The sequence below is a fragment of the Streptomyces sp. NPDC031265 genome (genome assembly GCF_055570295.1).
Window position 1 is genome coordinate 15,363 of sequence record NZ_JBVIHM010000040.1, and the last position, 21,528, is coordinate 36,890.

A 21,528-nucleotide genomic window follows, 5' to 3' on the forward strand; every position below is an offset into this window, starting at 1 on the left:
GGCTCGCGCTCCGACCGGACTGGACACGGACAAGCGCAGCCTACCTACGCAGCGTCACGGAGTCATCGACAATCCGTGTTTGGACCCACCATTAGCGCGCCCCCGACCTCCCGAAGTGCCCAGCGGACGCAGGGTCGCGATCCAGGAGGTCGAGGGGGTCGAGGCCGCCATCCGACACATGACCACAAGGCTGCAAAGCCGTCGGGGCGCCGGTGACAAGCACGGCGCAAATCTGGTGACAACTACCGCGCTCATGTCGAAGCAGAAGCCCAGGTCGAGCCGTCCTCGCGGTGACAGCTACTGCGCAAAGTCACAGTCTGACTCTGGGGCTGACTGGCGCTTCGGCTGCCTGTGCGTTGAATCGTCGGCCCGCGGGTGATGCCGCTGCGTGTACTCGCGGGCGCCTGCACCGATGTCTGTGCCCGCTGGTCAGCGGCCGGGCGTTCTTGAGGGGCCGTCGGCCGGGGGCGGGATGTCGGGGCGGGGGCGCGCTGGCCGTAGTGCCGCGGGCGCCGGGGCTGCCGTGGTCCGCTGTGTCACGGCGCCGGTGATGGCACGCAGCCGGGCGAGGCGGGCGGGCGTCAACGCAAGACCCTGCTGTGGCTGGGGGTGCCATACGGCCTCGGCCGGGTTCCAGTGGCCGGGCGGATGGGCGGCGAGGAGCGGGGTGAGGAAGGCGCCCGCTGCGGTGGCCGCCTGGGGCCACGTGGTGCAGCCGTTCAGCCCGGGCACCTGGAGTGCTGCCGCAGGGAAGCGCTCAGGCCAGGCGGGGCCGGGGGGCTCGAACCTGTCGGGGAGGTCGAGGTCGGTTCCTGCCTGCTGGCGGCGCTGGGCCTCGGCACGCAGCGCCATCTGGCAGGCGTGGCCGTCGAGGGCTTCGCGCCGGCTGATGAGGAGGATGTCGGCCAGGTCGCGCCAGCGGGTCGAGGGGATGCCTCGGTGGCGTTCGTACAGCGCGCAGACTTTGTCGGCGAGGTGGTCGGCGATCGGGTAGAGGCGTGCCTGGGGCCAGTCGGCGGGCCAGCCCAGGTCGATCAGCGGTGTGACCGTGCGCAGGTCGGGTGCGGTGATGGGGCGCAGTGCGGCGACGACGTCGACGCGCAGGGTGTCGACCTGGTGGGCGCCCATATACACGTCAAATTTCTGTTTGGCTCCGGCGGCGCCGTTTTGGTGGGTGGATAATCGCGCGGGCTCGAAGTGCAGGTAGTCGCCCAGGTCGCTGCGGGCGGCCGCGCACAGCGCGGTGACGGCTTCCTCGATGCCGGCGACGCCGTCGTGCTGGATGTCGACGTCCTGGCTGAGGCGGGCCGCGCGGTGGTAGCGCGTGAGCAGCGCGTGGCCGCCCTTGAGGATCCAGCGCTCGGGCTGGGCCTGGAACACCCGGGCCACCAGGCGGCTGAAATAGAAGGACGTCAGCAGGTCGGCCACGCCCATCTCGCCGTGCCGGGCGGTGAGTTGGGCCTTGTGTTTGAGTGCGCCGTGGAAGGCTGCCGGAGTTGTGTACGCCTGGTCCATCTGGCTCCTCGAAGCAGCGGCGGTCGGCGGCCAGGGATTCAAGCGTACGTGCGACGCCCACCGTGCCCGCCGAAGCGCCAAGGCGCCTTCCAGGACCGGCCCCGGCCCATCACGCGCGGACGGCGTCTGGGGGCTCACGCGCCGTCCGCGCCGGGCGCCAGGTGCTGGCGGAGCTGCTGACGCCATGCGGCCGGCTGGCGGGTCAGGGCGGCGGCGACGTCCTCCACACGCGCCTGGACGAGGACCCGCCTCACCTGCTCGGCGCCCACCCGTTCACCCGCCTGGGCTGTGAGGTGGTCGATCAGGTCGTGGCCCGTCGCCGAGAGAGCCAGCCCGTAGGCGGCGGTGAAGGGCTGGAGATGAGGGGCGAGGGTGTCGGGCCTGACCAGGTGGCGGCCGGCCGCGTCCGCGATCACCGCGCCGATGTGTGCGCCGTCGACTCCGGCGTGCAGCAGGTCGGTGATGGTGCGCGTGGGCGTGGTGACGGGCAGTCCGTCCACGAGCGCGATGTGCCCGGCATCCAGGACCGGCCCGTCATGCAGGCACCGGCCCGGCCCCGAACCGGGCGTCCCGGGCGGCACGATCATCTCCACCACCGGTGCGGGCAGATCACCGAGCTGGTGCAGGCGGCAGGCGGACGCGTGGGAGATGACCGCGCCCGGGCGGGCGGGCTGCAGCCGGCGCCATGCGGGCGTTTGGGGATCCATCGCAAGCCAGGCGGCCTTGATGTCGCCGTGCCGCGGCTCGGGCGCCCCGGCCAGCTGATAGATCCCGTCGTCCACCGCCCTCAGCAGACCCGCCTGCACCAGATGGGTCAGCCGGGGAGCATCGACGCCTTCCTGGGCGGCCTGCGCCTGTGTCACCAGGCCCCACTGCCCGGCAGTCCAACTGCCCAGCCTCACCAGAGCGTCCGTGTGGTCCACACTGCGCATCATCGCAGAGCGGCCTCCAACAGAGCTGGGTGCAGTTCCTCTGGGGGGAGGCTCTGGGGCTGTCGTGGGGATGGGTGCGGGGCTGCCCGAGCGCCCGGATCATCAGGGGCCCTTTTCTGCAGCGTGCTGAGAGGTTCGGGTCCGTGGTGAGCGCGACGACATTCATATTGAACACGTTCAACTCTCCTGGCAGTATGACGGTCGGCCGATGGGAGCCGCGTTCATATGTCGCATCACGAGAGGGCCTTGCTGTGGGGCACGAGCGGTCTGCTGGCCGGATGCTTTGGATCTCGATGGTGGTGCTGTTCCTGGAGACTGCGCTCGCTCTCGTGGTGGCTGTGGTGTATGGCCAGACGCAGGAGTCGCCCAATGTAGGCGGCAATTACGCGCTCGGTCTGCTGGCCTTGCCCTTCCTGGCAGCGGCAGGCGCCTTCCTCGCAGCCACGCTCTCGGCAGTCTTCGTGCTGCCCACAATCCGGCTGGCCAGAGCGCTGGGGCGGAGGTTCGGCGGCCGGGAGGCCTGGTGGTGGGTACCGCTGGTCATGGCGGCGACCCTCGCGCCCATATCGATGGGGGCCGCTCTCGCGGGTGCCGCGGACTGGGCGCTGGCTACAACCCTGTGGATGTTGACCACCGTCGCGCTCACCGTCCCGGCCCTGGCCAGCCGGTCGCAGCGGCGGGGACTGCTTGGCACCATGGCATGGCGGGGCGTGTTGATCGTGATCAGCGTCGGTGTCCTGGGCGGCGTAGCCCTCCAAGCGAATCTCCTCAAGGCGTACCACCCGCCGACGATCTCCGTCCCGGCCCTTGTCGGCACCTGGACCGACGGCAAGGGCGCCACACTTACCTTCACCGCGGACGGCAGGGTCACCGCGTCCGGCGTCAAAGAGCATCGTCTCGACGAAGACTTCAACTCCGTGATGAAGGAGTGCACAGGCGAGGGCACTTGGACGTTCGATACTGGACAGGACGCCTGGAGCCAGGAGGTCAAAGTCAGCGTCCAGGACTGCCAGTGGCTGCCCTGGAACGTGGGCGGCACGCAGGAACGGACCACCCTCTACCAGTACATCGGCGACCCCGACTCCTGGGACCTGTACAAGCTGAGGAAGGTGTAGCTCCTCCGGCGAGAATGGGGCGAGCTGGGTTCTGGATTGAATGCGCCTACCTGCCTGATGTGGCTCATCGGGTGGACGGGCAACAGCCCAACACGTACACAAGATTGGAGAAGAAAGTCCCTGATCATCCGGGTGTTCGGGCAGCCTCTCCCCCCATCCCCACTGCAGGTCAGGGCTTCCCTCCAGAGGAACTGCACCCAACAGAGCCGACGCTCCTTCCTTGCTGGTGTAGCGAGAGGCCGCCTTGCCGGTCGGCCTCACCGACGAGTGCGGTGTGCAGCACCCGGCAGGCGGATCAGGGCGGGCGGGTGGGCGGGGGCGGGGCAGAATCCGAGCCGCTGCTAGGCGCGTTCCAGCGCGGGGGTGCGGGCGGCGGCCACCAGGGCGATGCCGTGGGTCTCGGCGTGCTGCAGCGCCGCGCGCACGAGGCAGCCGGCGGATACGGGATCGTCCTCGGCGGCGGCCAGCTGCCCCACCTCCCACCACGTGCCGCCCGTCCGGCGGTGCGCGTGGCGGGCCCGTGTCACGGCCACCGAGCTGGAGACGCCGCGCAGTGTGCGGGACAGCTCCGCCACGAGAAGGACACCGAAGGCTATGGCCACGCTGTTTCCGGCCAGCGCCACAGGCAGCCCGCAGACTGCCGCCAGCAGTGCCGCGGCAGTGCCCAGACCAAGCGCGAGCAGGGCGAGCACCAGGGCGGCGGCCAGCAGCATGCCCAGCGCGGCCAGACGGCGCCGAAGACGGATGCGCGGGCCCTGGACGGCCAGGACGGCGCTGCCCTGGCCGAGCAGACGGCCATCGGCTTGCCAAAAGGCGAGCACCAGCAGCCACATCAGCACCCCGGTCACGGCACTGATCCTGGTCGCGGCAGGCGGGCTCAGGCGCCGCTGCAGCAGACGCGCGTAGCCGGGAACGTCACGCCAGCGCGCCCGCAGCGACGCGGGAGGCCCCGGTGAGGGGGAAGGTGAACTCACCACACAGCTCTTCCCGTCCTGGGCCCGGGTCCTGGGCCTGGCACCGCGAGCACGCGCCGTCATCATGCCCCGGCGCGCAGCACGGGGGCACGCCCAACTAATGAACGGTGTGAGGGCCGAGACGCTCAGCCTCTGGCCGAGAGCGGGGCCCGCAGCTCCACGCGCAGGCGGATCGATGTGTCGAGGGGCAGTCCCAGCCCGGCACGGCGCAGGTCCTTCGCGTGGGCCGCGATGAGGTCGATATCTTGCAGCTGGCGCTGGATCTCCTGGGCGAACGCGTCATCGGGTTCGGGGAGGTCCTCCTCGTGCTCGGCGAGGTGCTCAAGCTGCTCGTCGACGGCGTCGAGGGCCCGGCGGCTGGCCCAGAGGGCGAAGTCGCTGCAGCCGAACAGGTAGGCGTGCGCGGCGTGCAGGGTTGCCGAGGCTGCGGACTCGTCGGCGTCATCGGGTCCGTCCTGGCCGTCGTTGTGGCAGTAGTCGCTGAGCAGGTACTCGGCTACACCGCGCGTGACGGCGGTGAACGCCGTCGAGTTCCCGAGGACGCCCTCCCAGACGGAGTCCAGCAGCGGGCGCAGGCTCAGCGTGAACGGCGCTCGTTCTTCCTCGGCGAGCCCCTCGTGCCAGCTCATGAGCCGTTCGGCGACGCCGGCGGCGAACACGCCACGTTCACCGGATGACATGGCCGCCAAGCGTTCCTCGACCGAGGCCGAAAGCTCCTGCCACGTGCTCATGTGGCTCCTCCCCACGTTCCGAAACCGGCATGCTCACGCCGACCAGGGCGATCATCGCACCCGCCAGTGACACACCCCCGAGAAGGAGGCCACGGCACTCCTGTGCGTGGTCAGCGGAGCATCCGGGTGAGCGGCCATGCCCCAGGTCCGTCCCGGCGGACAGCTGCCTTGTCCGGTGTGATTTTTCTGCCGCCGTTTGAGGGTGCCCTGCGCAGGAAGACCTGCCCCGCAGTTCCCTCACAGCAGCACTCGGCCGGCGATCAGCGGGCCGGGGCGAGGGGGGACCGCTCCTCGAACCGCGTGGCCTGGGTGAGTGTGAGTCCTGTCGCTGAGTTGCGATGCCCCGTGAGGCCCGACGGACCCGCGGATGGGGCCGAGTTGCGTCCGCCCGTATGCCCGGGGGCTCCTGCGGTGGGCCGCCGGGGGGAGCCATACGATTCTGGTCGTGACGGGTTTCGATGAGGTCAGGGCATCGTTGTGGAGCAAGGGCGACTACGGTGTCCAGCCGCCCCTGACCGACGCGGCGCTGCTCGATGCCGAAGTCCGGCTGGGCGTCTCGCTCCCCGCTTCGCTCCTGTCGGTGCTGCGGGTGCAGAACGGCGGCCAGGTGGCAGCTCGCTGGAACGCGTTCCCCACCCGCGTTCCCACGTTGTGGAGTGCGGACCATGTGCCGTTCGACGCCCTCATGGGGATCGGCCGGCGCGAGCGGATGACGTCGATCCTGGACACACCCGAGCTGGTCGAGGAGTGGGACCTTCCGTCGCCCATCGTGCTGCTGTCCGGTGACGGACACTGCTGGATCGCGCTCGACTACCGCGTCTGCGGCCCACACGGCGAGCCGTCCCTCACCTGGTTCGACACCGACACGGGCACAGAACTGGACCTTGCCGCGGACTTCCAGTCGTTTGTCGCAGGGCTTGCCGCCGCCGACGGACCCGAGGCCGGGGTCCAACCGGCCTGAGAGGGCCGCCCTGAAGAGCGTTCTGCCGGGCCGCTCCTACGGGCAGCAGGAGCAAGTGCCGGGCTCGACAGCCCACAACCCGCCGATCAGGGGCATGCATGCCGACCCGGGTCGCGAGCTATTTCCAGCAGCGCAGGAGGCGGACCTGCGGCACCGGCTGCAGGAGACGGGGGTGCCCGGCCGCCGGAGCGTAACCGTGCTGGCCTGGCGGGCGTTGAACGGAGCATCGCGTGTGTGCACCCGGTCCCCCCGGATACGCGAATCGCCGGGGGCCTGGCCCTCCCCCGAGCTCAGGCCCCCGCGCCCGGGGAAGTACGCACACGGCAGCCGGATGTGGTTCCTGCCCCCCTCTCCTCTGTGCCGTGTGCTCCTCCGGCCTCGCTGCGGGGCGCCGTCCAGCTCCTCTGTTTCGCGTACGGCCGTCGTACGCTGGAGCACAAGGGCGGCCAAAGAGGCTGCTGCGGACGGGAGTTGGCCAGCGTGGAGCACGGGGACGCAGACGCGGAGATAGACGCCATCGATTTTGCCGGGGCCAAGGCCACCCGTGAGGCCATGCGCGCCGACCTGGCCGGGCAGATCGCCCCGGACGTCGCAGCCGCGCTGCAGCGTCCCGGGACCCCGGACTGGCTGCTGGCGCGGCCGCCACAGCTCGTGGCCCGGCTCAGCGACCTCGCGGGTCCCCTCGACGGCGCAGTACAGGCGCCCGCCAGCTGGGGGATGGCGGCGGGGCCGCGCAGCGTGGTGGACCTGTATCAGCGGGCCCTGCTGTACGGCACCGCCGACGAGCAGGCCCGCATGCTGCACGCGGGGCAGCTGGTCACCGTGTGGGAGCAGCTGCGGGACGTGCTGCCCGAGGCGGTGGTCTTCGTGTGGCAGGACCGGTTTCCCGAGCTGGGGCGGTGACATGCGGTGATCTGGAACGTCGCGCGTGCGGTACGGGATGCGGACATCGTCCTGGCGGCCCTGGGCCAGACCCAGACCCGCTTCGCGCTCGGCGGCGACCTGGCCCTGCATCTGCACGGGGTGCTGCGCCGCAAGGCCGTCGAGATCACGCTGACCACCCCCGAGGCTTACAATCCGGACCGCGTCACCGCGGTGGCCGCCGTCGCGCTGCGCCAGCTCGGATATGAGGTTCAGGCCGAACAGGCCTCCGGGCAGGGGCTGCTGCGGGCCCTGCACATCGCCTCCCGGGGCGCCGGTGCGCGAGAGGAACCGCCGGTGCGGCTGGTCCTGGCCCGCATGCCGCAGTACACGCCCCCCGTTCTCCTTGAGGGCATGGTGGTCAGCTCGATGGCCACCTGCACCATCCAGACGCTCCAGCAGGCTATGTCCCGCGTGGATGCACGCGACTACATCGACCTAACCCTGCAGGAACAGCACTGGGGACAGATGGCGTTCACCAAGCTGGCCGCCAGAAGCCTGGAGGCCGAGGCGCAGTCCCATGCGGGGCCGCAGAGTGATCCCACCGCGCCCTACCTGCTGGCGCGCCGGGCACTCACGCTCGTCCAGCGTGTCACCCAGCTCCACTTCAGCGCTTACGGCGTCACCGACGGCCAGGCCGAGCAGATCCGCATGCAAGTCCAGGCCATCGCCGGCCGGATCTGGGCCGCCCGCCCCCAGCCGCAGAGTTCCACCGGCGGACTGCAGCAGCTCTCCGGCCTGTCCGAGGAGCAGCGGGCCGCACTCGCCGCGCGCCTGGCCCAGCCGGGAGCCAGCGAGCAGCTCCTCGCCCGCCTGACGCCCCCGCCCGCCCGGCCGGACACAGCGCCCCCGCACCGAGCCCCCGTTGATGAGCGGCACCGTCACCAGCCCCCGCCGCCCGCGCAAGGCCCCGGCCCCCGGCCGTGACCACCCCTGCCACGACGGCCGCCCCGGGTGAACGTCAACGACCTCACCTTGCTAACTCGCCACGTCTGCTGGCACGAGTCCGGCGTTCGCGGCCCGGGTCCACAGGATGTGGTGCCAGTCATTCGCGTCGGGTGTGGGCACGGTGGTCAGGACCGGGTTCGGGCCTGTCTCGATGAGGTGCAGCAGGGTCCAGGCGACTCCGTAGCAGTCGCCGGGGCCGAAGCAGGCGGTCAGGGCCGTGGCCTCCTCGGCCGTCACCGGCCCGGCAATCGCCGCGAGCTGTCCGACACGATGGTCGATCTCTTCCTCACTCGCGTCCCCGTCCGGGAGCGGACCATCGGCGACGAACCTCTGCACTTCTGCTCTCATGCCCGGATGATCGGCTGCCGCTGTTGTTCTGGGCAAGGCGTGGCGGCACTCACACAGCCTGCCTGAGTCGGCGCGGGGGCGCCGAGAACGGTTTCTCCATCCGGGACTCGAACATCCCGAGAAACACCGCTCTCCCGGAACGCCCTTGGCAGGGCATTAGGCAGCCGGTGTGCTGCGGCACGGCGCCCCGGGTGCGGCGGGAGGAAAGAGCGAGCTCGTCGGATGGGTGGATAGGGAGCTGCTGAGCTGCCAGGTGGCGCCGTAGGCGGCCTTGTAGGCGTGCTGGCCGGGGTCCGCGGTCGTACGGCCCAGATCCAGTGTGGTGAATCCGGCGGCGGTGAGGTCCTCGGCGAGGCGGCGGAGCAGGCTGTGCCCGGGGGCGAGGGCCCGGTGGCGGGGATCCATCCCCGCCAGCAGCGAGTAGGCGCGCCTGTCCTGGTGCAGGCACAGCTGCGCGGCGACGGCCTGGCCGTCGAGGGTGAGGCTGGCGATGAATGCCATCGGCGCGCAGGAGGCGAGTACCGCGGGCCAGGGCAGGCTCGTGTTGGCGGTCAGGGCGTCTGCCGCCGGGCGGTCGGCGTTGCGCTGGTGGTGGAGCTGTTCCAGCACGCGGTAGGAGGCCAGGAGTTGCTCGGTGGTGTGGGTGCGGTGGTAGGTGATGCGGTCGCCGAGGGTGTGCAGGGCCCGTCGGCGGCGCTGGTGGTCGCGGCGGGTGGAGCGGGAGAGGCCGGTGAGGTCGAGGGGCAGGGGCACGGTGGCGTAGGGGGTGTGGGTGCAGGGCCCGTTCCACAGTCGCTGGGCGTGCTGGGCCAGGGCGCTGTCGGCCGGGAGATCGGGCAGGCATACCTCGGTGCGGTCGTCGGCGAGGTGGTGCAGGTGCCGGGCCAGTGCGTGGGCGACGGCGGGGTGTTCGGCGCCGGGGCCGAGGGGGCGGATGCATTCGGCTGCGGGTGAGGACAGGGCGGTGATCTGGACGCGGCCGTCGCTGTCGATGCGGCGGGTCAGGGCCAGGGCGGCGACGGGGCCGGAGCGGGCCTGGACGCTCACGATGAGCGGCTCGCAGCCGGGGGCACGTTGCCGGGCCCACGCGGCCAGCCATAGGGGTGACTGGTAGGCCGTGGCCAGCTCATCTGCCCTGTACAGGCCGGGCCATGAGCGGTCGAGGAACGTCATGGCGGCGCCTGCCGTGAAGTCGGCGACGCGCACCGGCCCTTTGGTGCAGCGGCAGGCCCGCAGCCGTGGCATCGGGGCCGGGGCGGCGCCCGCCGCAGGGCGGTGCAGGAGAGGGGCGGGCATCACGGTGCTCCCGTCGTGCTCGCTTGGGTGCTGTCGGGCGTGATGTCGAGGTGGACGGCGGCCAGGGCGCGTTCGAGGCGGGTGCGGCACTGGGCGGGGGTGGTCGCGGTCACCACCACGTGGGCCAGGCGGGCTGCCCGTTCCGCGCCTGCCGTGGCCACCGGTAGGGGTGCTCCGGTGGGGTGTTCGGCCACGGCCCGCTCGCACCAGGGGCGGGCGGCGAGCTGGGCGTTGATCGTCATCGCCTGCAGGCGTCCGGTCGCGGGCGCGTTGAGGAACCCGATCGCGGCGGCGTGGCGGCGGGTGGGGCGCAGGTCGGGGGTGCGGCCGCGGGCGAGGTCGGCGGCGGCCGCGACGAGGTCGACGCCGGTGGCGAGGCGTACCAGGTGCGGGATCAGGTCGTCGGCCAGGCAGGGGCTGACCTCGATGACGCGGGGACCCGTCGCGGTGAGGCGCAGCTCGACGTGGCTTGCGCCGTGGGTGATGCCGAGGGCGGTCAGGGCGGTGGCGGCCATCCGGGCGGCTTCGTCGGTGGCGGGGGCTCCCAGGTCTGGGGCGACCATGTGGGCGGTCACCGGGGCCAGGGGCAGTTCGCCCAGCTGGGTGTGGGTGCGGGCGACGGCGGTGTGGTGGCCGCGGCAGGAGATGGTCTCGATACTGATCTCGGGGCCGTCCAGGTACTCCTCGATGAGCATGCCCGCGCCTTCTGGGCTCTGCCGTGAGGCGGCCCGGGCGGTGAACGCGTAGGCGTCCGCCAGCTGTTCGGGCGTCTCGATCTTGACCACTCCGTCGCGGCCGGAGGAGGCGGCCGGTTTCAGGACGAGGGGGTAGCCGATCCATTCGGCGGCCGCGCGCGCCTGGGCGAGGTCGAAGCACTGCGCCCAGCGGGTGGCGATCCCCTGGGCCTCCATGGCGGCGCGGGCCAGGCTCTTGTTGCGGCAGGCGCGCACCGCCGCCGGGTCCGCGCCCGCGCAGCCTGCTTCCCGCGCTGCCGACGCTGCGGCGGTAGCCGCGTGCTCGTCCCAGGTCAGCACCCCTGCTATCCGATGGCGGGCCGCCACCTCGCGCACGGCCGCGCGCACGGCAGCCCCGTCGCGCACCCGCACCGCCTGGTAGCCGGCCACGAAGGGGCGCTGCCAGGTGGGTTCGGCCGCATCCAGGAGAACCACACGGTGCTGGGCCGCCAGCGACTGCCAGGCGTAGCCGTGGTGATGGCGCTCGCCGGAGCCCAGCAGCACAAGCACAGAGGGATCTGGCAGGTGATCAGTGGGTGGCATGGTGATGGCCTCCTTCACTGGGCGCCGGGCTTGGGTAGCGGGCCGGGGCCGTCGGGCCGGTGGCGAGGGGCAGGGGCCCGGCCTGCCACAGGGTGCGGGCCACCCTCTCGGTGCCGCGGGTGGTGCGGGGGCGCGCGGGTGTGTGCCATCCGGGGCGCGGCGGGCGCTGGGCCAGGACCTTCCATCCGGCGCCGCGCAGGCTCGCACCGCTCTCCCCTGCCTGGGTGTAGGTGACCAGGCGGCGGTAGCCGAGGGCCTGGGCCGCTCGCCACGCAGCGCCATAGAGCATCGAATTGGCGTTGCGTGCTCCGTCACTGCAGGTTCGGGTGACCTCCAGGGTGATGCCGTCGTCCAGGTGGCGCGCGAGGGGGCGGCCTGCGATGGCGACGGCGTGCAGGACGCCGTCGCCGTCTGCGGCGCCCACGGCGAAGATCTGTCCGGCGGGCGGAGCGTGGTGGCGGTGCCATTGGCGGACGAAGGCGGCTGCTTCGCGGGAGCGGACGGGTACGAGGTGCAGACTCATCGACCACCGCCACAGGCGGGCACCGGCCAAGTGGCGGTGCCGGGCCGGGGTCTGATGGCCAGGGGCAGGGGTGTCAACGGCATCTCACCCCGGGAAGTCCGCGCTGCAGGGCGCCAAGTCCAGAGCCCAGCGCCCTCGCAGACCGGCGCCTGCGTCCGGTCCGGCCAGGGCATGGGCGGCTGTTCGGGAGCCCGGTGAGGGCCGGGTACTGCCCCACTCCTGGCGGGCACCGCGGATCTGCAGGTCCCGGGCCATGGTGATCAGGCCGCGTTCACGGACCAGGTCGGCGTGCAGGTCCAGGCTGGCCTGTGGCAGCAGGCCAAAGGCCCGCTCGACGCATTCCAGGGCTGAATCGAGATCGCCGAGCCTGCGCCATGCCCGGGCCTCGCGGTAGAGGGCGAGGGGATCCTCACGATCGGCGAGGGGCGGCAGGCGCAGCACGGCGAGCATCAACTCGCCCTGGCGGGGCAGGCGTTCGCCCAGCCACAGGCCGTGCAGCACGGCATGGGCCGTCTTGACATCCGCGGCGGCTGCCGGGATGTCCAGCAGCCAGTGCATGGCCGCAACGCCGGTTGCCTGGGACAGGCCCAGGGCGGCGAAGACGCCCAGGGCCCGGGTGTAGGGGTCCAGGGCGCTGCTGTCGCGGGGCAGGACGGCCTGGATGTCGGCGCACCGGAACTCGTAGCGCAGCCCGGACAGATACAGGTGGCGCAGGGTGCGCGCGGTGAGGGGGTCAGGCGCGTGCGCGGTGAAGGCGCCCGGGCCGGGCCGGGAGGCAGGGCGCCCTTCCTGGCGGGCGCTCCAGGCCACATCGGCGCAGAAACTCGCCAACTCCTGCCAGGTAGCGCCCGCCACGCGCATCCACTGCAGGGCGGTCAGCTGCCAGGACGCGCCGGGGGCATCACGGACGTGGACGCGGGCGATCTGGAGGGCTGCGGCGCGCCGTGAAGGCTGGTCCAGGGCGTAGACGAGGGCGGCCTCCGCGCCGGGCAGAGCCAGCATTGCCCGGGCGGCCGCCGCCCGGGCGGGCGGCGTCGCCTCGAGCGGCAGGGCGGCGAAGGCGTCGATCAGAGCGAACAGGCTCATCGGTTCGGGTCATCTCCAGGTCGCCACGGCGGGAGCGGTGGGTGGTCCTGCCCGGCGCGTGCGCGGGCGGGGGTGTGCGCGGCGGCCCTAGTCCCATCCCGGGTCGCGCGCCGAGCCGGTCGAGGCCGCCCGTGGGACACCGGCGCCGGGTAGGGCCCGCTCCCGGGCGGGCGCGGCCTGTTGGGGGTGGCCCGGGGCGGGCGCAGGGCGCACGAGGCGGCTTTGCGCAGGCAGGTGTGCGGACAGCGCGCGCCCGGCAGCGGGGTGCATGGCGTGGACAGCGGTACCAGCCGCGACGGCGGCCAGGGCCATGCACAGGACAGAGGCGGTGAGGCGGCGGGCAGGATGCGCAAGGCGGGGGTGCGGGGACATCGGAGACTCCTGGATCTGGGGAGGCGCCGGGCCGTGGACATCGTCGGGACCTCTGTCACGTGGTGGGCCGCGCGCCCGGGGCGGCGGGGGCCCGCGGGCGGCGGCCCGTGGTGTCAGACTCGGGGCCCCGTACAGGAGCAGGCAACGCGCGGCCGACGATGTCGGCTGCTGCTCCCGAGAGGCGGGAGAGTCCTTCGCGCGCTCCCCCAGCACGGGAGTGCAGCAGATGCCTCGGGCGGGCGTTGCCGTCGCCAGCGCGACGCTGTGACAGCCGGTCGGCGGGCATGTCGCGCACACCTTCCGCACACAAGCGGCCGGGGTGCGGGGGCAGCCGCGCCGTGGACAGGAGTGAGACCATCCGGGCATGAGCGCAGTGGAGCGGATGACGGAACACGACCTGCAGATCATCAAGGAGTGCCTGGACGCTGCCGTAAACGGTCCGTTCTTCCCCGACGGACAGTTCCACACGCTCATGGGCTTCACCCGGGACGAGGTCGCCTCGATCGCGGCCGCCTGGCCTCAGTCCTTGGACCCCGGCGAGCAGGACGACGCGGTGAACAACGTGCTGAACATGCTGCTCGGCTATCCCCACGGCTACGAGAGCCGATGGCAGGAATACTCCGCAGCGACCCCCGCACAGATCGCCCAGACACTCGCGCGATGGCGCGGCGAGGCCGCTCTCGACACCACCGTCCACGGCACATTCAGCCGCCTGCGCTGAAAAAACACGGCCGCAGGTTCAGCAACTGGCCACCCGGTCGTCCGGGTCCGCAGCCAGGGTGCGGGGCGCAAGTCCGGTGATCTGCTGGACGGATTCGATGTCCTGCCCGCTGTAGCACCGGCGCACCAGGTACTCGCTCATCCCCGACGCCCGGGCAAGGGCGCAGCAGTCGTAGGGGCGGGGGGCGGTGAACTCCCGCCCCAGCGTGATCAGCAGACGGATGTCCTCCTCGGCCTCGGCGCGGCGGCGGCGGGCCGCGTCCAGGGCATGCAGCAGGGGGTCCGCTCCCCAGTCGCGGACCTCGTGGAGCTCGCCGACGATCCGTTTCCACTGCGCCACCTGGCTGGCGTAGATCTCGGCGTAGGGATCGGACGGGCCACAGGAGGAGTCCGGCGGCTCCAAGTCCTGGACGGGGTCGGCGACCACGGCAAGGCCCGGCGGAGTCATCTCGTCGTTGGCGCCCGCGCGTTGCGGGCAGCAGGCGGGCAGGGGTTCCGTGGCGGTGAGGGCGGGAACCAGCTGCGGATACAGGACGGCAGCGATCGCCCCGCACGGATCGTTGTAGACAGGCATGCGTGGAGTGTGGCCACGCCGGTGATCTGCGCGTGCCTGCGGGGCGTGCTGGTTCCGCCGGGCGGGAAAAGCAGAAGCCTTGAAGGTCGCCTGTTGCGCCCGGGGGGAATCCGCGCTGCCCGGCCCCGGGTGCCGCAACAGGGGCCGGTGACAAAGGGGTCGGCGCGGATGGCTCTTGCCTCGTTCGCGACCAGTTGAGGAGCTTGGGGTCAGTCGAAGGCCACGACGAGTCGCACGGCGTCCTCACCGAAGCGGTCGGCCAGAGCCTTCATCACGGCGAACACATGCGGCCAGTGAGACCTGGGCCCCAGGATGGAACCGGCTGTCAGCGACTCGTACTGGCACAGCAGGTCGCCGCTGATCCACTCGGCGTCGTGGTCGCTTTGGTCGAGGTCCTCCGGTCGTCGTCCCACCGTGGCAATGAGCTGCGGGGACCACTGGGCCGGGACAAGTTGCTGATGCAGAGTGGAAGGCTTTACGCGGGATGACCATGTGAGGCGGCCGATGTAGTGCTCTGGAGCGGTTGCGGGATCCAGAGCCGCGATCTCCGCCCAGAGGATCCAGGTGGCACCGGAGAGGTGGCCGTCTGCCACCCAGGGCTGCAGTCGCTCGCGCAGTTGGCTCGACATGTCGTCGGGCAGGCCGCGTTCCGCGGCCAGGGGCCGGTAACCCGCCTAGTTGCGCACCCCGAAGAGGCATCCGAAGGCCGCGTCGTCGCTCTGGTCGTACAGAGGCCACAGGTCCATGGCGCAGACCCACGGCTCACCCTCGTAGAAGTCCGTGCCGACGCCGGGATGACGGAACTCGATCCCGCCGTCGATGTCCGTACTCACAGTGCCTGACGCTACAACCCTGGGGGCCAGGGTCTTGTGCGAGCCCCCGTCACCGGTCAGGAGGCAGTGGTGGTCTTGTACGTGGGACCTGAGACCACTTGTCGCTCAGAGCGGAGAGCGCCCGGATTCACGTGAGAGCGATGTCTCTGAGTTCTGACAACACCGGGGGGCTTGCGGTGGGAGCATCGAAGTGCTCTTCGTGGTGAGGGGGCGATGGTGCCACCGAAGTCCAAGGTCGATCTGTACGCGGCGATCCGCCGTGATGCCCGGGCCGCCGAGCAAGCCTGAGCCAGCAGCTGACTTGACAGGCGGCCCGCAGGCGTCCTGCACCGACAACTGGACGAAGAGATTCTAGCCCGACCTGCAACGATGCCAGGCATGACTTCCCAGCCGCAGCCTCATGCAAAAGACGAGGTTCACCGCGTCGATTCCGACCAGACAGCCGAACACGTTCGTGAAGCCAGCCGACTTGTTGCCACGCGGTATCCAGAGGCGATCGGCGCGGTGCTGGGCGGATCCGCTGCACGGGGCCAGTCCACTGCCAGCAGCGACCTCGACATCACGGTGCTCCTCCCTGATCACGGGACAAGACGTCGTGAGGTGCTTCGTCACGATGAGCGCCTGGCTGAAGTCTTCCTCAACAGCCGCGCCGACCTGCGGACGGCCTTCGCAGAAAGCCGTGCCACGCGCCGGGCAACGGCGCTCTTCCTCTTCGCCGAATCCATTGTTCTCCACGATCCTGACGGCCACGTCGAGGTACTTCGCCGGGAGGCGAAAGCCCTGTTGGCAGCAGGACCAGATCCCCTGACCAGCCATGAATGCGATGCCCAACGAGCCCTGCTCACCGACCTCTTGGACGATCTCACCGACACTGGCCCTGACACCGACCCTCACGAACAACTGGCCATCGCAGACCGCATCCTGCGCGAAACCGCACACCTGCTCACCGCGCACCACCGCGTCTGGAACGGAGCTGGGAAGTGGTTGCCCAGACGCCTGAGAGCCGCTGATGCCGTCCTCGGCGAGAAGCTACTCGACGGACATCTAGTTCTCGCCAGGCGCGCTGACCCGGCACCGTTGACGGCCTCAGTCATCCAAGTGCTGGACCTGACAGGCGGCCCCCTCCGTGAGGGCTATGTCGACCGCTGACCCTGCGGGCATCATCACGGCACCGGGGACGGGCCTACACGCTCGGCAGCGTTGCTGATTCTCATCGACATTTCCGAGCCCTGTGATCGCTAAGTGCTGCCCGAACCCGACGACAAACGTTGCCCGCTCTCACTTACAGAATCACAGCGGCAACGGGCGCACTCCTGCCCCGCGCCCTCGCGTCGGCCTTCGATGGCCGGGCGCAGCGCCGCGCATGCCGTGGCGGCCGCGGCACCAAGGAGTGCGCAGGCCGACCACAGGGCCGTGCTGCCGCCGGCGTTCATCGCCCAGGCCGCCATCTGCGGTGCCCCCAGCGCGGACAGGCCCAGCGTGCAGCCCCATACCCCGGCGTAGCGTCCGCGGGCGGAGGCGGGTGCAAGGTCGGCCACAGCCGTCATGGCGGCCGCGAAGAACAGCACCTCCCCCATCGTCCATATCCCTGCCGCCGCGGCGTATCCGAGCGTGCCCCGGCTCAGCAAATGGGCGCCCATGCCCGCCCCGGTGAACAGGGCGCCCGCCGTGCACACCGCGGTGGGGCTGAAGCGGTCGATGAGCGGCTGCAGCAGCGGCTGGTACACCAGGACGCAGGCCGCGTTCACCAGACACACCACCCCGTAGGCACTGGGCGCAAGACCCGCGCGGTCCATCGCCAGCGGCAGGCCGAACAGCACCTGCTGATACACCAGCAGCCAGGCCAGGGTGATGGCGCACAGCGCCATGAACGGCCCGTCCCGCAGCAGGGCGGCCACGGCGCCCCGGCCTTTTCCCCCAGGCTCGCTCACGGGCGGGCGGGGCGGCTCGCGTACGGCGCCGAGGACGAGCGCGAAGGCCACGTTGGCTGCGGCGTCCAGGAGGAACAGCAGCGCGAAGTGGCCATCCGCCAGGAGAGATCCGGCAGCGGCGGCAAACGCCGCGCCCAGGTTCATCGCCCGGTAAAGGCGCCCGAAGGCGCGGCTGCGCAAAGCGGGCGGCACCAGGTCGGTGATGAGGGCGGCGATGGCGGGGCGGGGCGCGTCGAAGAAGAGGCCGACCGCGAAGGCGCATCCGCCCAGCGCCCACAGGCTGCGGACCTGGCTCAGCAGGAGGCAGGAGAGCGCGGTGCTCACCAGGGTGAGGCGCAAGGTGGTGCGCTGGCCGATGCGGTCCGTGAAGCTGCCCGCGACCAGGGGGCCCACCAGCCAGCCCGCCCCGAACGCGGCGCTGACGTGGGCGGCTTCGGCCGGGCTGTGGTGCAGGTGCGTGACCAGATACAGGGACAGGAACGGCACGACGACCGCGCCGCTGCGGCACAGCGTGAACCCCGCTACCAGCACCCAGTAGGGAGCGGGCAGCCGGGTGGCGGGCGGGACGGGGGCGGGGCGGGGCAGGCCCATGGGTCCTCTCCGATCAGCACGACGGCAAAGGGGTGTGCCGGATGCGTGCGCCGAGGAGACTTCAAGGCCCGGCCCTGGCCCGGCAAGGCGGCGGCCCTGCGGCGGGGTGGCTGCTCCCGCCTGGCGGGAGGGACCGCGTAGGCCTCCCCTCCCATGGGAGGCAACCCGCGGATGCCGGGGGTGTAGCCGTACGTCCCCCGGGGAGGTTCGCGAAGTTCTCCACCCTCGCGACGAAGCGGGCCGTCCACTGTGTTGGTGGCAGAACTGGGTGGGTGATCACTGCGCTGGGCCGGGTGGCATCCTGGTCAGCGGAGTTGACGGCCCGGGGGAAGTGGAGTCGTGCGTTGATCGGTGTCGTGCGGGGAGCCACCGGGTTCTGGGGGCATGGCGGTGACCCGTTGCCGCGGGCGGACGTGGTGGCCTTCAGGACGGCCTGCCACGCTGCTGCCCGATCGATGCGGGGCACGGTCGGCGAAGTGACCCCGGCGGGATCCACGCCGAGCTTCCACACGGCTGTGATCACCACCTCGTCCGGCCGGTTCACCGTCTTGTGCCACGTGGTGCTACCGGTTGTCGCCTTCATGGCGAGCCCGCCACCGGCTGGTGCGCCGTTGGCGGCTTTCACGCCCCCGCCGGCATGGGCGGCCGCGTTTGAGCGGGTCGGCTTCCGGCTGCTGGACGTCGATGAGCTGAGCATGCCGTTGGCCTCGGCCGACACCAGTGAGCTCGCCGGAGAAGAGCTGGAACAGGTGGCCTACTGGCGCCCCGGCACGGTCGGCGAGCTGATGTTCAACTGGTGGGACTGAGCAGGGTCATTTGCCCGGGGGCGGGCGCTGCGGGAGCTGGCGTCCCGGCAGGGGGTGGGGGGCGTAGTACGGACGGGCGGCGGTGCGGCCGTGGGCGGTGGGGCCGTGGGCCTGGGGGTGCTGGACGGCGGCCAGGCGCTGGGTGATGCGGGCGTGCCGGTAGTGGTTGAGGGCCTCGCTCAGGTGCTGCCATTCGGTGGCGGCGGCGTCGCTGGGGCGGGGGCCGAGGGGGTCGGTGCCGGTGTGGTGGCGGCGTTTGCGCCAGTCGCTGATGTGGTGGGTCAGGCGCGTCCACAGGTGCTGCTGGTCCTCGTCGTCGGCGTCGGGGGCGGGGATGTGGTCCATCCAGGGCTCGGGGGCCTGGCCGGTGGTCAGCAGCTCGCTCAGCGCGAAGGCGGCCTCTGCCGTCAATGCAGCGTTCTGTCCTGGGGGGCGGGCTGGATCGGGTGGCCGGCGGGAGCGGCAAAGGATGCGGCTGCGTCCAGGCGCCGGTGGGCTGCGCGCACGAAGGTGGCCGGGTCGTCGCCGCGCCGTTGTGCCTGGGCGGTTGAGTGGGTGCGGCGGGACAGGGCCCGGATGCGGGTGGTCATCTCGTCCCAGGCGGCTGCCTCCCGCTCTGTGGTGGGGCGCTCGCCCAGTCCTTCCATGCCTGCCGGGACGCTTCTGCGGTCGCGCCACGCTTCGGTCAGGGCGGCCGTGTGCTCCCACACGGGCCGCAGCCGGTGGCCCTTTTCGGGCACGGGTCCCAGCGGGCGGGTCCAGGCGGGCACGCTCGTCGCGAGTGCGAGGCCGCGGTGGGTGAGTGCGGTGGCGAGCATGCGGTGCCGCTCGGCGAGCTGGCTGCGCCAGGAGGCCTCCAGCTGGGGTTCGGCCAGCACCGTGGTGTCGGCGAGCCAGTGGGGCAGCGGGCCGGTGTCGTCGGCCCGGTGAGGGGGGCGGTCGGGCAGGTGGGTGCGCAGGCGCAGTTCGGCGTCGATGCGGGCGCAGATGATGTCGGCGCGGGCCAGCGCACCCCGGGCGGCTTCCTCACGCAGCCGGTTGCCACTCAACTCAGCCCGGGTGGTGTCGGCGTCCTGGTAGGCGGTGTGTGCGGCGAGCGGGCCGCGTTCGCGCTGCCAGTCCTCGCGGGCGCGAAGGCGCCAGGGCATGGCGCGGCGCAGGGCGATCTCCTGGTGCAGCGCCGCGTGGGCGGCGGCTGCCTCTCGGGCCTGGGCGGGGGTGTGGGCGAGGGCGGATTCGGTGCGGTGGCGGGCGAGTTCACCAGCCAGTGCGCCCAGGGTGGCCGTCCCGTAGGGACGCTGCGGCCAGGCCGGGTGGGGCAGGCCGTCGACGGTGATCGGGGCGGGCTGGGAGGCGACGGCGGCCTGGGCGGCGGCAACTTCGTCCAGGGCCCGGGTACGCCGGGCATCAGCCCGCTCGCGCAGGCGGTGCAGCTGGGTGTCGCTGAGGCCGGCGAGTGGCCGGGTGGGATGGGTGCGGTGGGCGTGCGCGGTCTTGTCCGCGCAGCGTTCCAGGTAGCGGTCGATGCGCCAGGCCAGCACGACGGAGGGATCCTCGGCGTCGGCCAGGGAGCGCTGGGGGCGCACCGCGTTGATGAGGCGGGCCGCGTCCCAGCCCCCCGTGACAGCGCGCCGCAGGGTGCGGGCCAGGATGGGCCAGCCGTCCGCCTCAGTGAACAGCGCGGCTGTGGGGCCGCTCACCTGCCGCACCGCCGTCGCCAGTAGCTGTTCCCAGGCGCGGCGGGCGACGTCCGCGAACTCCTGGGCCAGGCGTGCGGGGGCGGTGGCGGCTTCCTGCAGGGTGCGCAGGGTCTCAGTCGCCGAGCGCGACGCCCGCGAGTTCTCGGCGATGTTCTGCACGGTCGCGGCGAGCGGGATGCCGCTCTCGCACGCCACGTAGAGGCGGTTGGTGCGCGCGCCCCGGGTGAGCTGGACGTAGGCGCTTTCCCGGCTGGTGCGGGCGGTGGCCAGGCCGTGGCTGGTGTCCATGGTGATGCCCTGGGCGCGGTGCACGGTGGCGCTGTATCCGAGGTCGAGGCTGGTGTCGACGTAGGTGGCGGGCAGGCGTACCCGGCCAGCGTGTTCGCTGTGGCGTACCACCATGGCGCCGTCTTCGCACAGGGCGACCACGGTCCATACGTCGCCGTTCTTCACGAAGTCGCGGGTGCCGCGGGTGAGCAGGTGGCGGGCGTTGTCGCGGGTGACGACGCGGTCGCCCACATGCGCGCTGAGCCCGTCGCGGAGCGTGCGCCCGTGGCGGGTGTCCAGGTGCCCGGACGCTGCGAGCCAGGCCTGGGCCCGCTGGTTGAGCGCGGTGACGGTGCCGGCCTCTTCGGCGGTCATCAGGGAGGTGCGGTGGCGGGTGATGTCGTGCTGCCAGGCGGCGAAGACGGCGTGGAGCATCGCCTCCTCGTCTCCGCCCAGCAGGCGGTGGTGTTCCAGGTGCCAGGCGAAGGCGTCCTCGGGCGGCCCGTCGCGCAGCGCGAGGGTGGCGGCGGCTTCCCCGTCGGTGGTGAAGCGGTGCAGGGCGCTCAGTTCCGCCGCGCCGACTTCGCGGGCCACCAGCCGCAGGGCGCCGCCCGCCTCGACGGCGGCCAGCTGCGCCGGGTCCCCCAAGAGCCGCACATGGGCGCCGGCGGCTTGGGCGTCGTCCAGGACGCGCCGCAACAGGACGGTGCCTGCCATCCCGGCTTCGTCGGCGACCACCACATCGCCGGGGCGCAACTGGTAGGCGGCAGGGACCGGTTCGCCGCGGGCCGCCTTGTCCCGCATGATCATCCAGCCGTGCAGGGTATGCGCGCCGTCCAGGTGCGCGGACAGCACCTTCGCAGCCCGGGAGGAGGGCGCCAGGGCGATGAGGCGGCCGCCGGAGGCAGCCACCGCCCGGGCGACGGCCTTCAGCGCGGTGGTCTTGCCCGATCCGGCCGGGCCGATGCCCGCGCCCAGCAGGCGCTCCCCGCAGGCGAACGCCCGTGCCAGCGCCCGCTGCCCCGCATCCAGCGGCATGGCGGAGTGCTGGTCGTGAAGGTCGGCGACCGCGTCGAAGACCGCGCCGCTGACCGGCGGGATCACTAC

The 21,528-nt window shown here is 72.0% G+C and carries 22 protein-coding genes; 7 read left to right on the forward strand and 15 right to left on the reverse strand.

Annotation, left to right across the window (positions count from 1 at the left end; translation table 11 throughout):
• Window positions 1-429: 429 nt before the first annotated feature.
• Together ACZ499_RS36460 and ACZ499_RS36465 are read right to left on the reverse strand one after the other, a co-directional pair.
• Entirely contained in the window at window positions 430-1,515 is a 1,086-nt protein-coding gene (locus ACZ499_RS36460; RefSeq protein WP_468681019.1) for a nucleotidyl transferase AbiEii/AbiGii toxin family protein, read from the reverse strand.
• Between the two features lie 134 nt (window positions 1,516-1,649).
• Window positions 1,650-2,438, reverse strand: a complete 789-nt coding sequence (locus ACZ499_RS36465) for a hypothetical protein (protein WP_468681021.1) — start codon at window positions 2,436-2,438, stop codon at window positions 1,650-1,652.
• A 287-nt stretch (window positions 2,439-2,725) separates the two neighbouring features.
• Here ACZ499_RS36465 and ACZ499_RS36470 point away from each other — a divergent pair, with 287 nt between their 5' ends.
• Window positions 2,726-3,562, forward strand: coding sequence for a hypothetical protein (locus tag ACZ499_RS36470; protein ID WP_468681024.1), 837 nt, complete (start codon window positions 2,726-2,728; stop codon window positions 3,560-3,562).
• Window positions 3,563-3,903: 341 nt separating this feature from the next.
• Here the strand turns inward: ACZ499_RS36470 and ACZ499_RS36475 are convergent, their stop codons facing one another.
• The gene (locus ACZ499_RS36475; protein WP_468681025.1) at window positions 3,904-4,410 is read right to left on the reverse strand and encodes a hypothetical protein; all 507 of its coding nucleotides are present in this window, start codon (window positions 4,408-4,410) and stop codon (window positions 3,904-3,906) included.
• 251 nt (window positions 4,411-4,661) lie between these two features.
• Window positions 4,662-5,267, reverse strand: coding sequence for a hypothetical protein (locus ACZ499_RS36480; protein ID WP_468681027.1), 606 nt, complete (start codon window positions 5,265-5,267; stop codon window positions 4,662-4,664).
• Window positions 5,268-5,712: 445 nt separating this feature from the next.
• Here ACZ499_RS36480 and ACZ499_RS36485 point away from each other — a divergent pair, with 445 nt between their 5' ends.
• From ACZ499_RS36485 to ACZ499_RS36495, 3 genes are all read left to right on the forward strand, one after another.
• The gene (locus ACZ499_RS36485; protein ID WP_468681028.1) at window positions 5,713-6,228 is read left to right on the forward strand and encodes an SMI1/KNR4 family protein; all 516 of its coding nucleotides are present in this window, start codon (window positions 5,713-5,715) and stop codon (window positions 6,226-6,228) included.
• A gap of 480 nt (window positions 6,229-6,708) precedes the next feature.
• Window positions 6,709-7,131, forward strand: a complete 423-nt coding sequence (locus tag ACZ499_RS36490) for a hypothetical protein (protein ID WP_468681031.1) — start codon at window positions 6,709-6,711, stop codon at window positions 7,129-7,131.
• Between the two features lie 6 nt (window positions 7,132-7,137).
• Window positions 7,138-8,076, forward strand: a complete 939-nt coding sequence (locus ACZ499_RS36495) for a hypothetical protein (protein WP_468681032.1) — start codon at window positions 7,138-7,140, stop codon at window positions 8,074-8,076.
• 51 nt (window positions 8,077-8,127) lie between these two features.
• Here ACZ499_RS36495 and ACZ499_RS36500 read toward each other — a convergent pair whose 3' ends face one another.
• The 5 genes from ACZ499_RS36500 to ACZ499_RS36520 form a co-directional block, all read right to left on the reverse strand.
• Window positions 8,128-8,445, reverse strand: coding sequence for a hypothetical protein (locus ACZ499_RS36500; RefSeq protein WP_468681033.1), 318 nt, complete (start codon window positions 8,443-8,445; stop codon window positions 8,128-8,130).
• Between the two features lie 156 nt (window positions 8,446-8,601).
• A complete protein-coding gene (locus tag ACZ499_RS36505; protein WP_468681035.1) occupies window positions 8,602-9,741 on the reverse strand; it encodes a GNAT family N-acetyltransferase in 1,140 nt (379 codons plus the stop codon).
• Window positions 9,741-11,018, reverse strand: coding sequence for an ATP-grasp domain-containing protein (locus ACZ499_RS36510; RefSeq protein WP_468681037.1), 1,278 nt, complete (start codon window positions 11,016-11,018; stop codon window positions 9,741-9,743). Before ACZ499_RS36510 ends, ACZ499_RS36505 begins: the two co-directional genes overlap by 1 nt.
• A complete protein-coding gene (locus ACZ499_RS36515; RefSeq protein WP_468681038.1) occupies window positions 11,005-11,541 on the reverse strand; it encodes an XF1762 family protein in 537 nt (178 codons plus the stop codon). The genes ACZ499_RS36510 and ACZ499_RS36515 overlap by 14 nt, the downstream gene beginning before the upstream one ends.
• Window positions 11,542-11,625: 84 nt before the next feature.
• Window positions 11,626-12,627, reverse strand: coding sequence for a hypothetical protein (locus ACZ499_RS36520; protein WP_468681040.1), 1,002 nt, complete (start codon window positions 12,625-12,627; stop codon window positions 11,626-11,628).
• Window positions 12,628-13,363: 736 nt separating this feature from the next.
• On the opposite strand from ACZ499_RS36520, the gene ACZ499_RS36525 reads away from it, so the two are divergent.
• Window positions 13,364-13,720, forward strand: a complete 357-nt coding sequence (locus ACZ499_RS36525) for a hypothetical protein (RefSeq protein ID WP_389897262.1) — start codon at window positions 13,364-13,366, stop codon at window positions 13,718-13,720.
• Window positions 13,721-13,738: 18 nt separating this feature from the next.
• Here ACZ499_RS36525 and ACZ499_RS36530 read toward each other — a convergent pair whose 3' ends face one another.
• The 3 genes from ACZ499_RS36530 to ACZ499_RS36540 form a co-directional block, all read right to left on the reverse strand.
• A complete protein-coding gene (locus ACZ499_RS36530; RefSeq protein WP_468681042.1) occupies window positions 13,739-14,293 on the reverse strand; it encodes a hypothetical protein in 555 nt (184 codons plus the stop codon).
• Between the two features lie 209 nt (window positions 14,294-14,502).
• Window positions 14,503-14,706, reverse strand: a complete 204-nt coding sequence (locus ACZ499_RS36535; RefSeq protein WP_468681044.1) for a hypothetical protein — start codon at window positions 14,704-14,706, stop codon at window positions 14,503-14,505.
• A 261-nt stretch (window positions 14,707-14,967) separates the two neighbouring features.
• Window positions 14,968-15,126 carry a hypothetical protein gene (locus ACZ499_RS36540; protein ID WP_468681045.1) on the reverse strand — a complete coding sequence of 53 codons (159 nt, stop codon included), beginning with the start codon at window positions 15,124-15,126 and terminating at the stop codon, window positions 14,968-14,970.
• A 378-nt stretch (window positions 15,127-15,504) separates the two neighbouring features.
• Here ACZ499_RS36540 and ACZ499_RS36545 point away from each other — a divergent pair, with 378 nt between their 5' ends.
• On the forward strand, window positions 15,505-16,275 hold the full coding sequence (locus tag ACZ499_RS36545; RefSeq protein ID WP_468681046.1) for a nucleotidyltransferase domain-containing protein: 771 nt from the start codon (window positions 15,505-15,507) through the stop codon (window positions 16,273-16,275).
• Between the two features lie 89 nt (window positions 16,276-16,364).
• Here the strand turns inward: ACZ499_RS36545 and ACZ499_RS36550 are convergent, their stop codons facing one another.
• Window positions 16,365-17,648, reverse strand: a complete 1,284-nt coding sequence (locus ACZ499_RS36550; protein ID WP_468681048.1) for an MFS transporter — start codon at window positions 17,646-17,648, stop codon at window positions 16,365-16,367.
• Window positions 17,649-17,992: 344 nt separating this feature from the next.
• On the opposite strand from ACZ499_RS36550, the gene ACZ499_RS36555 reads away from it, so the two are divergent.
• Window positions 17,993-18,454, forward strand: coding sequence for a hypothetical protein (locus ACZ499_RS36555; protein ID WP_468681049.1), 462 nt, complete (start codon window positions 17,993-17,995; stop codon window positions 18,452-18,454).
• Between the two features lie 6 nt (window positions 18,455-18,460).
• Here the strand turns inward: ACZ499_RS36555 and ACZ499_RS36560 are convergent, their stop codons facing one another.
• Together ACZ499_RS36560 and ACZ499_RS36565 are read right to left on the reverse strand one after the other, a co-directional pair.
• Window positions 18,461-18,865, reverse strand: a complete 405-nt coding sequence (locus ACZ499_RS36560) for a hypothetical protein (RefSeq protein WP_468681051.1) — start codon at window positions 18,863-18,865, stop codon at window positions 18,461-18,463.
• The gene (locus ACZ499_RS36565; protein ID WP_468681052.1) at window positions 18,862-21,525 is read right to left on the reverse strand and encodes an ATP-dependent DNA helicase; all 2,664 of its coding nucleotides are present in this window, start codon (window positions 21,523-21,525) and stop codon (window positions 18,862-18,864) included. The genes ACZ499_RS36560 and ACZ499_RS36565 overlap by 4 nt, the downstream gene beginning before the upstream one ends.
• Window positions 21,526-21,528 lie beyond the last annotated feature (3 nt).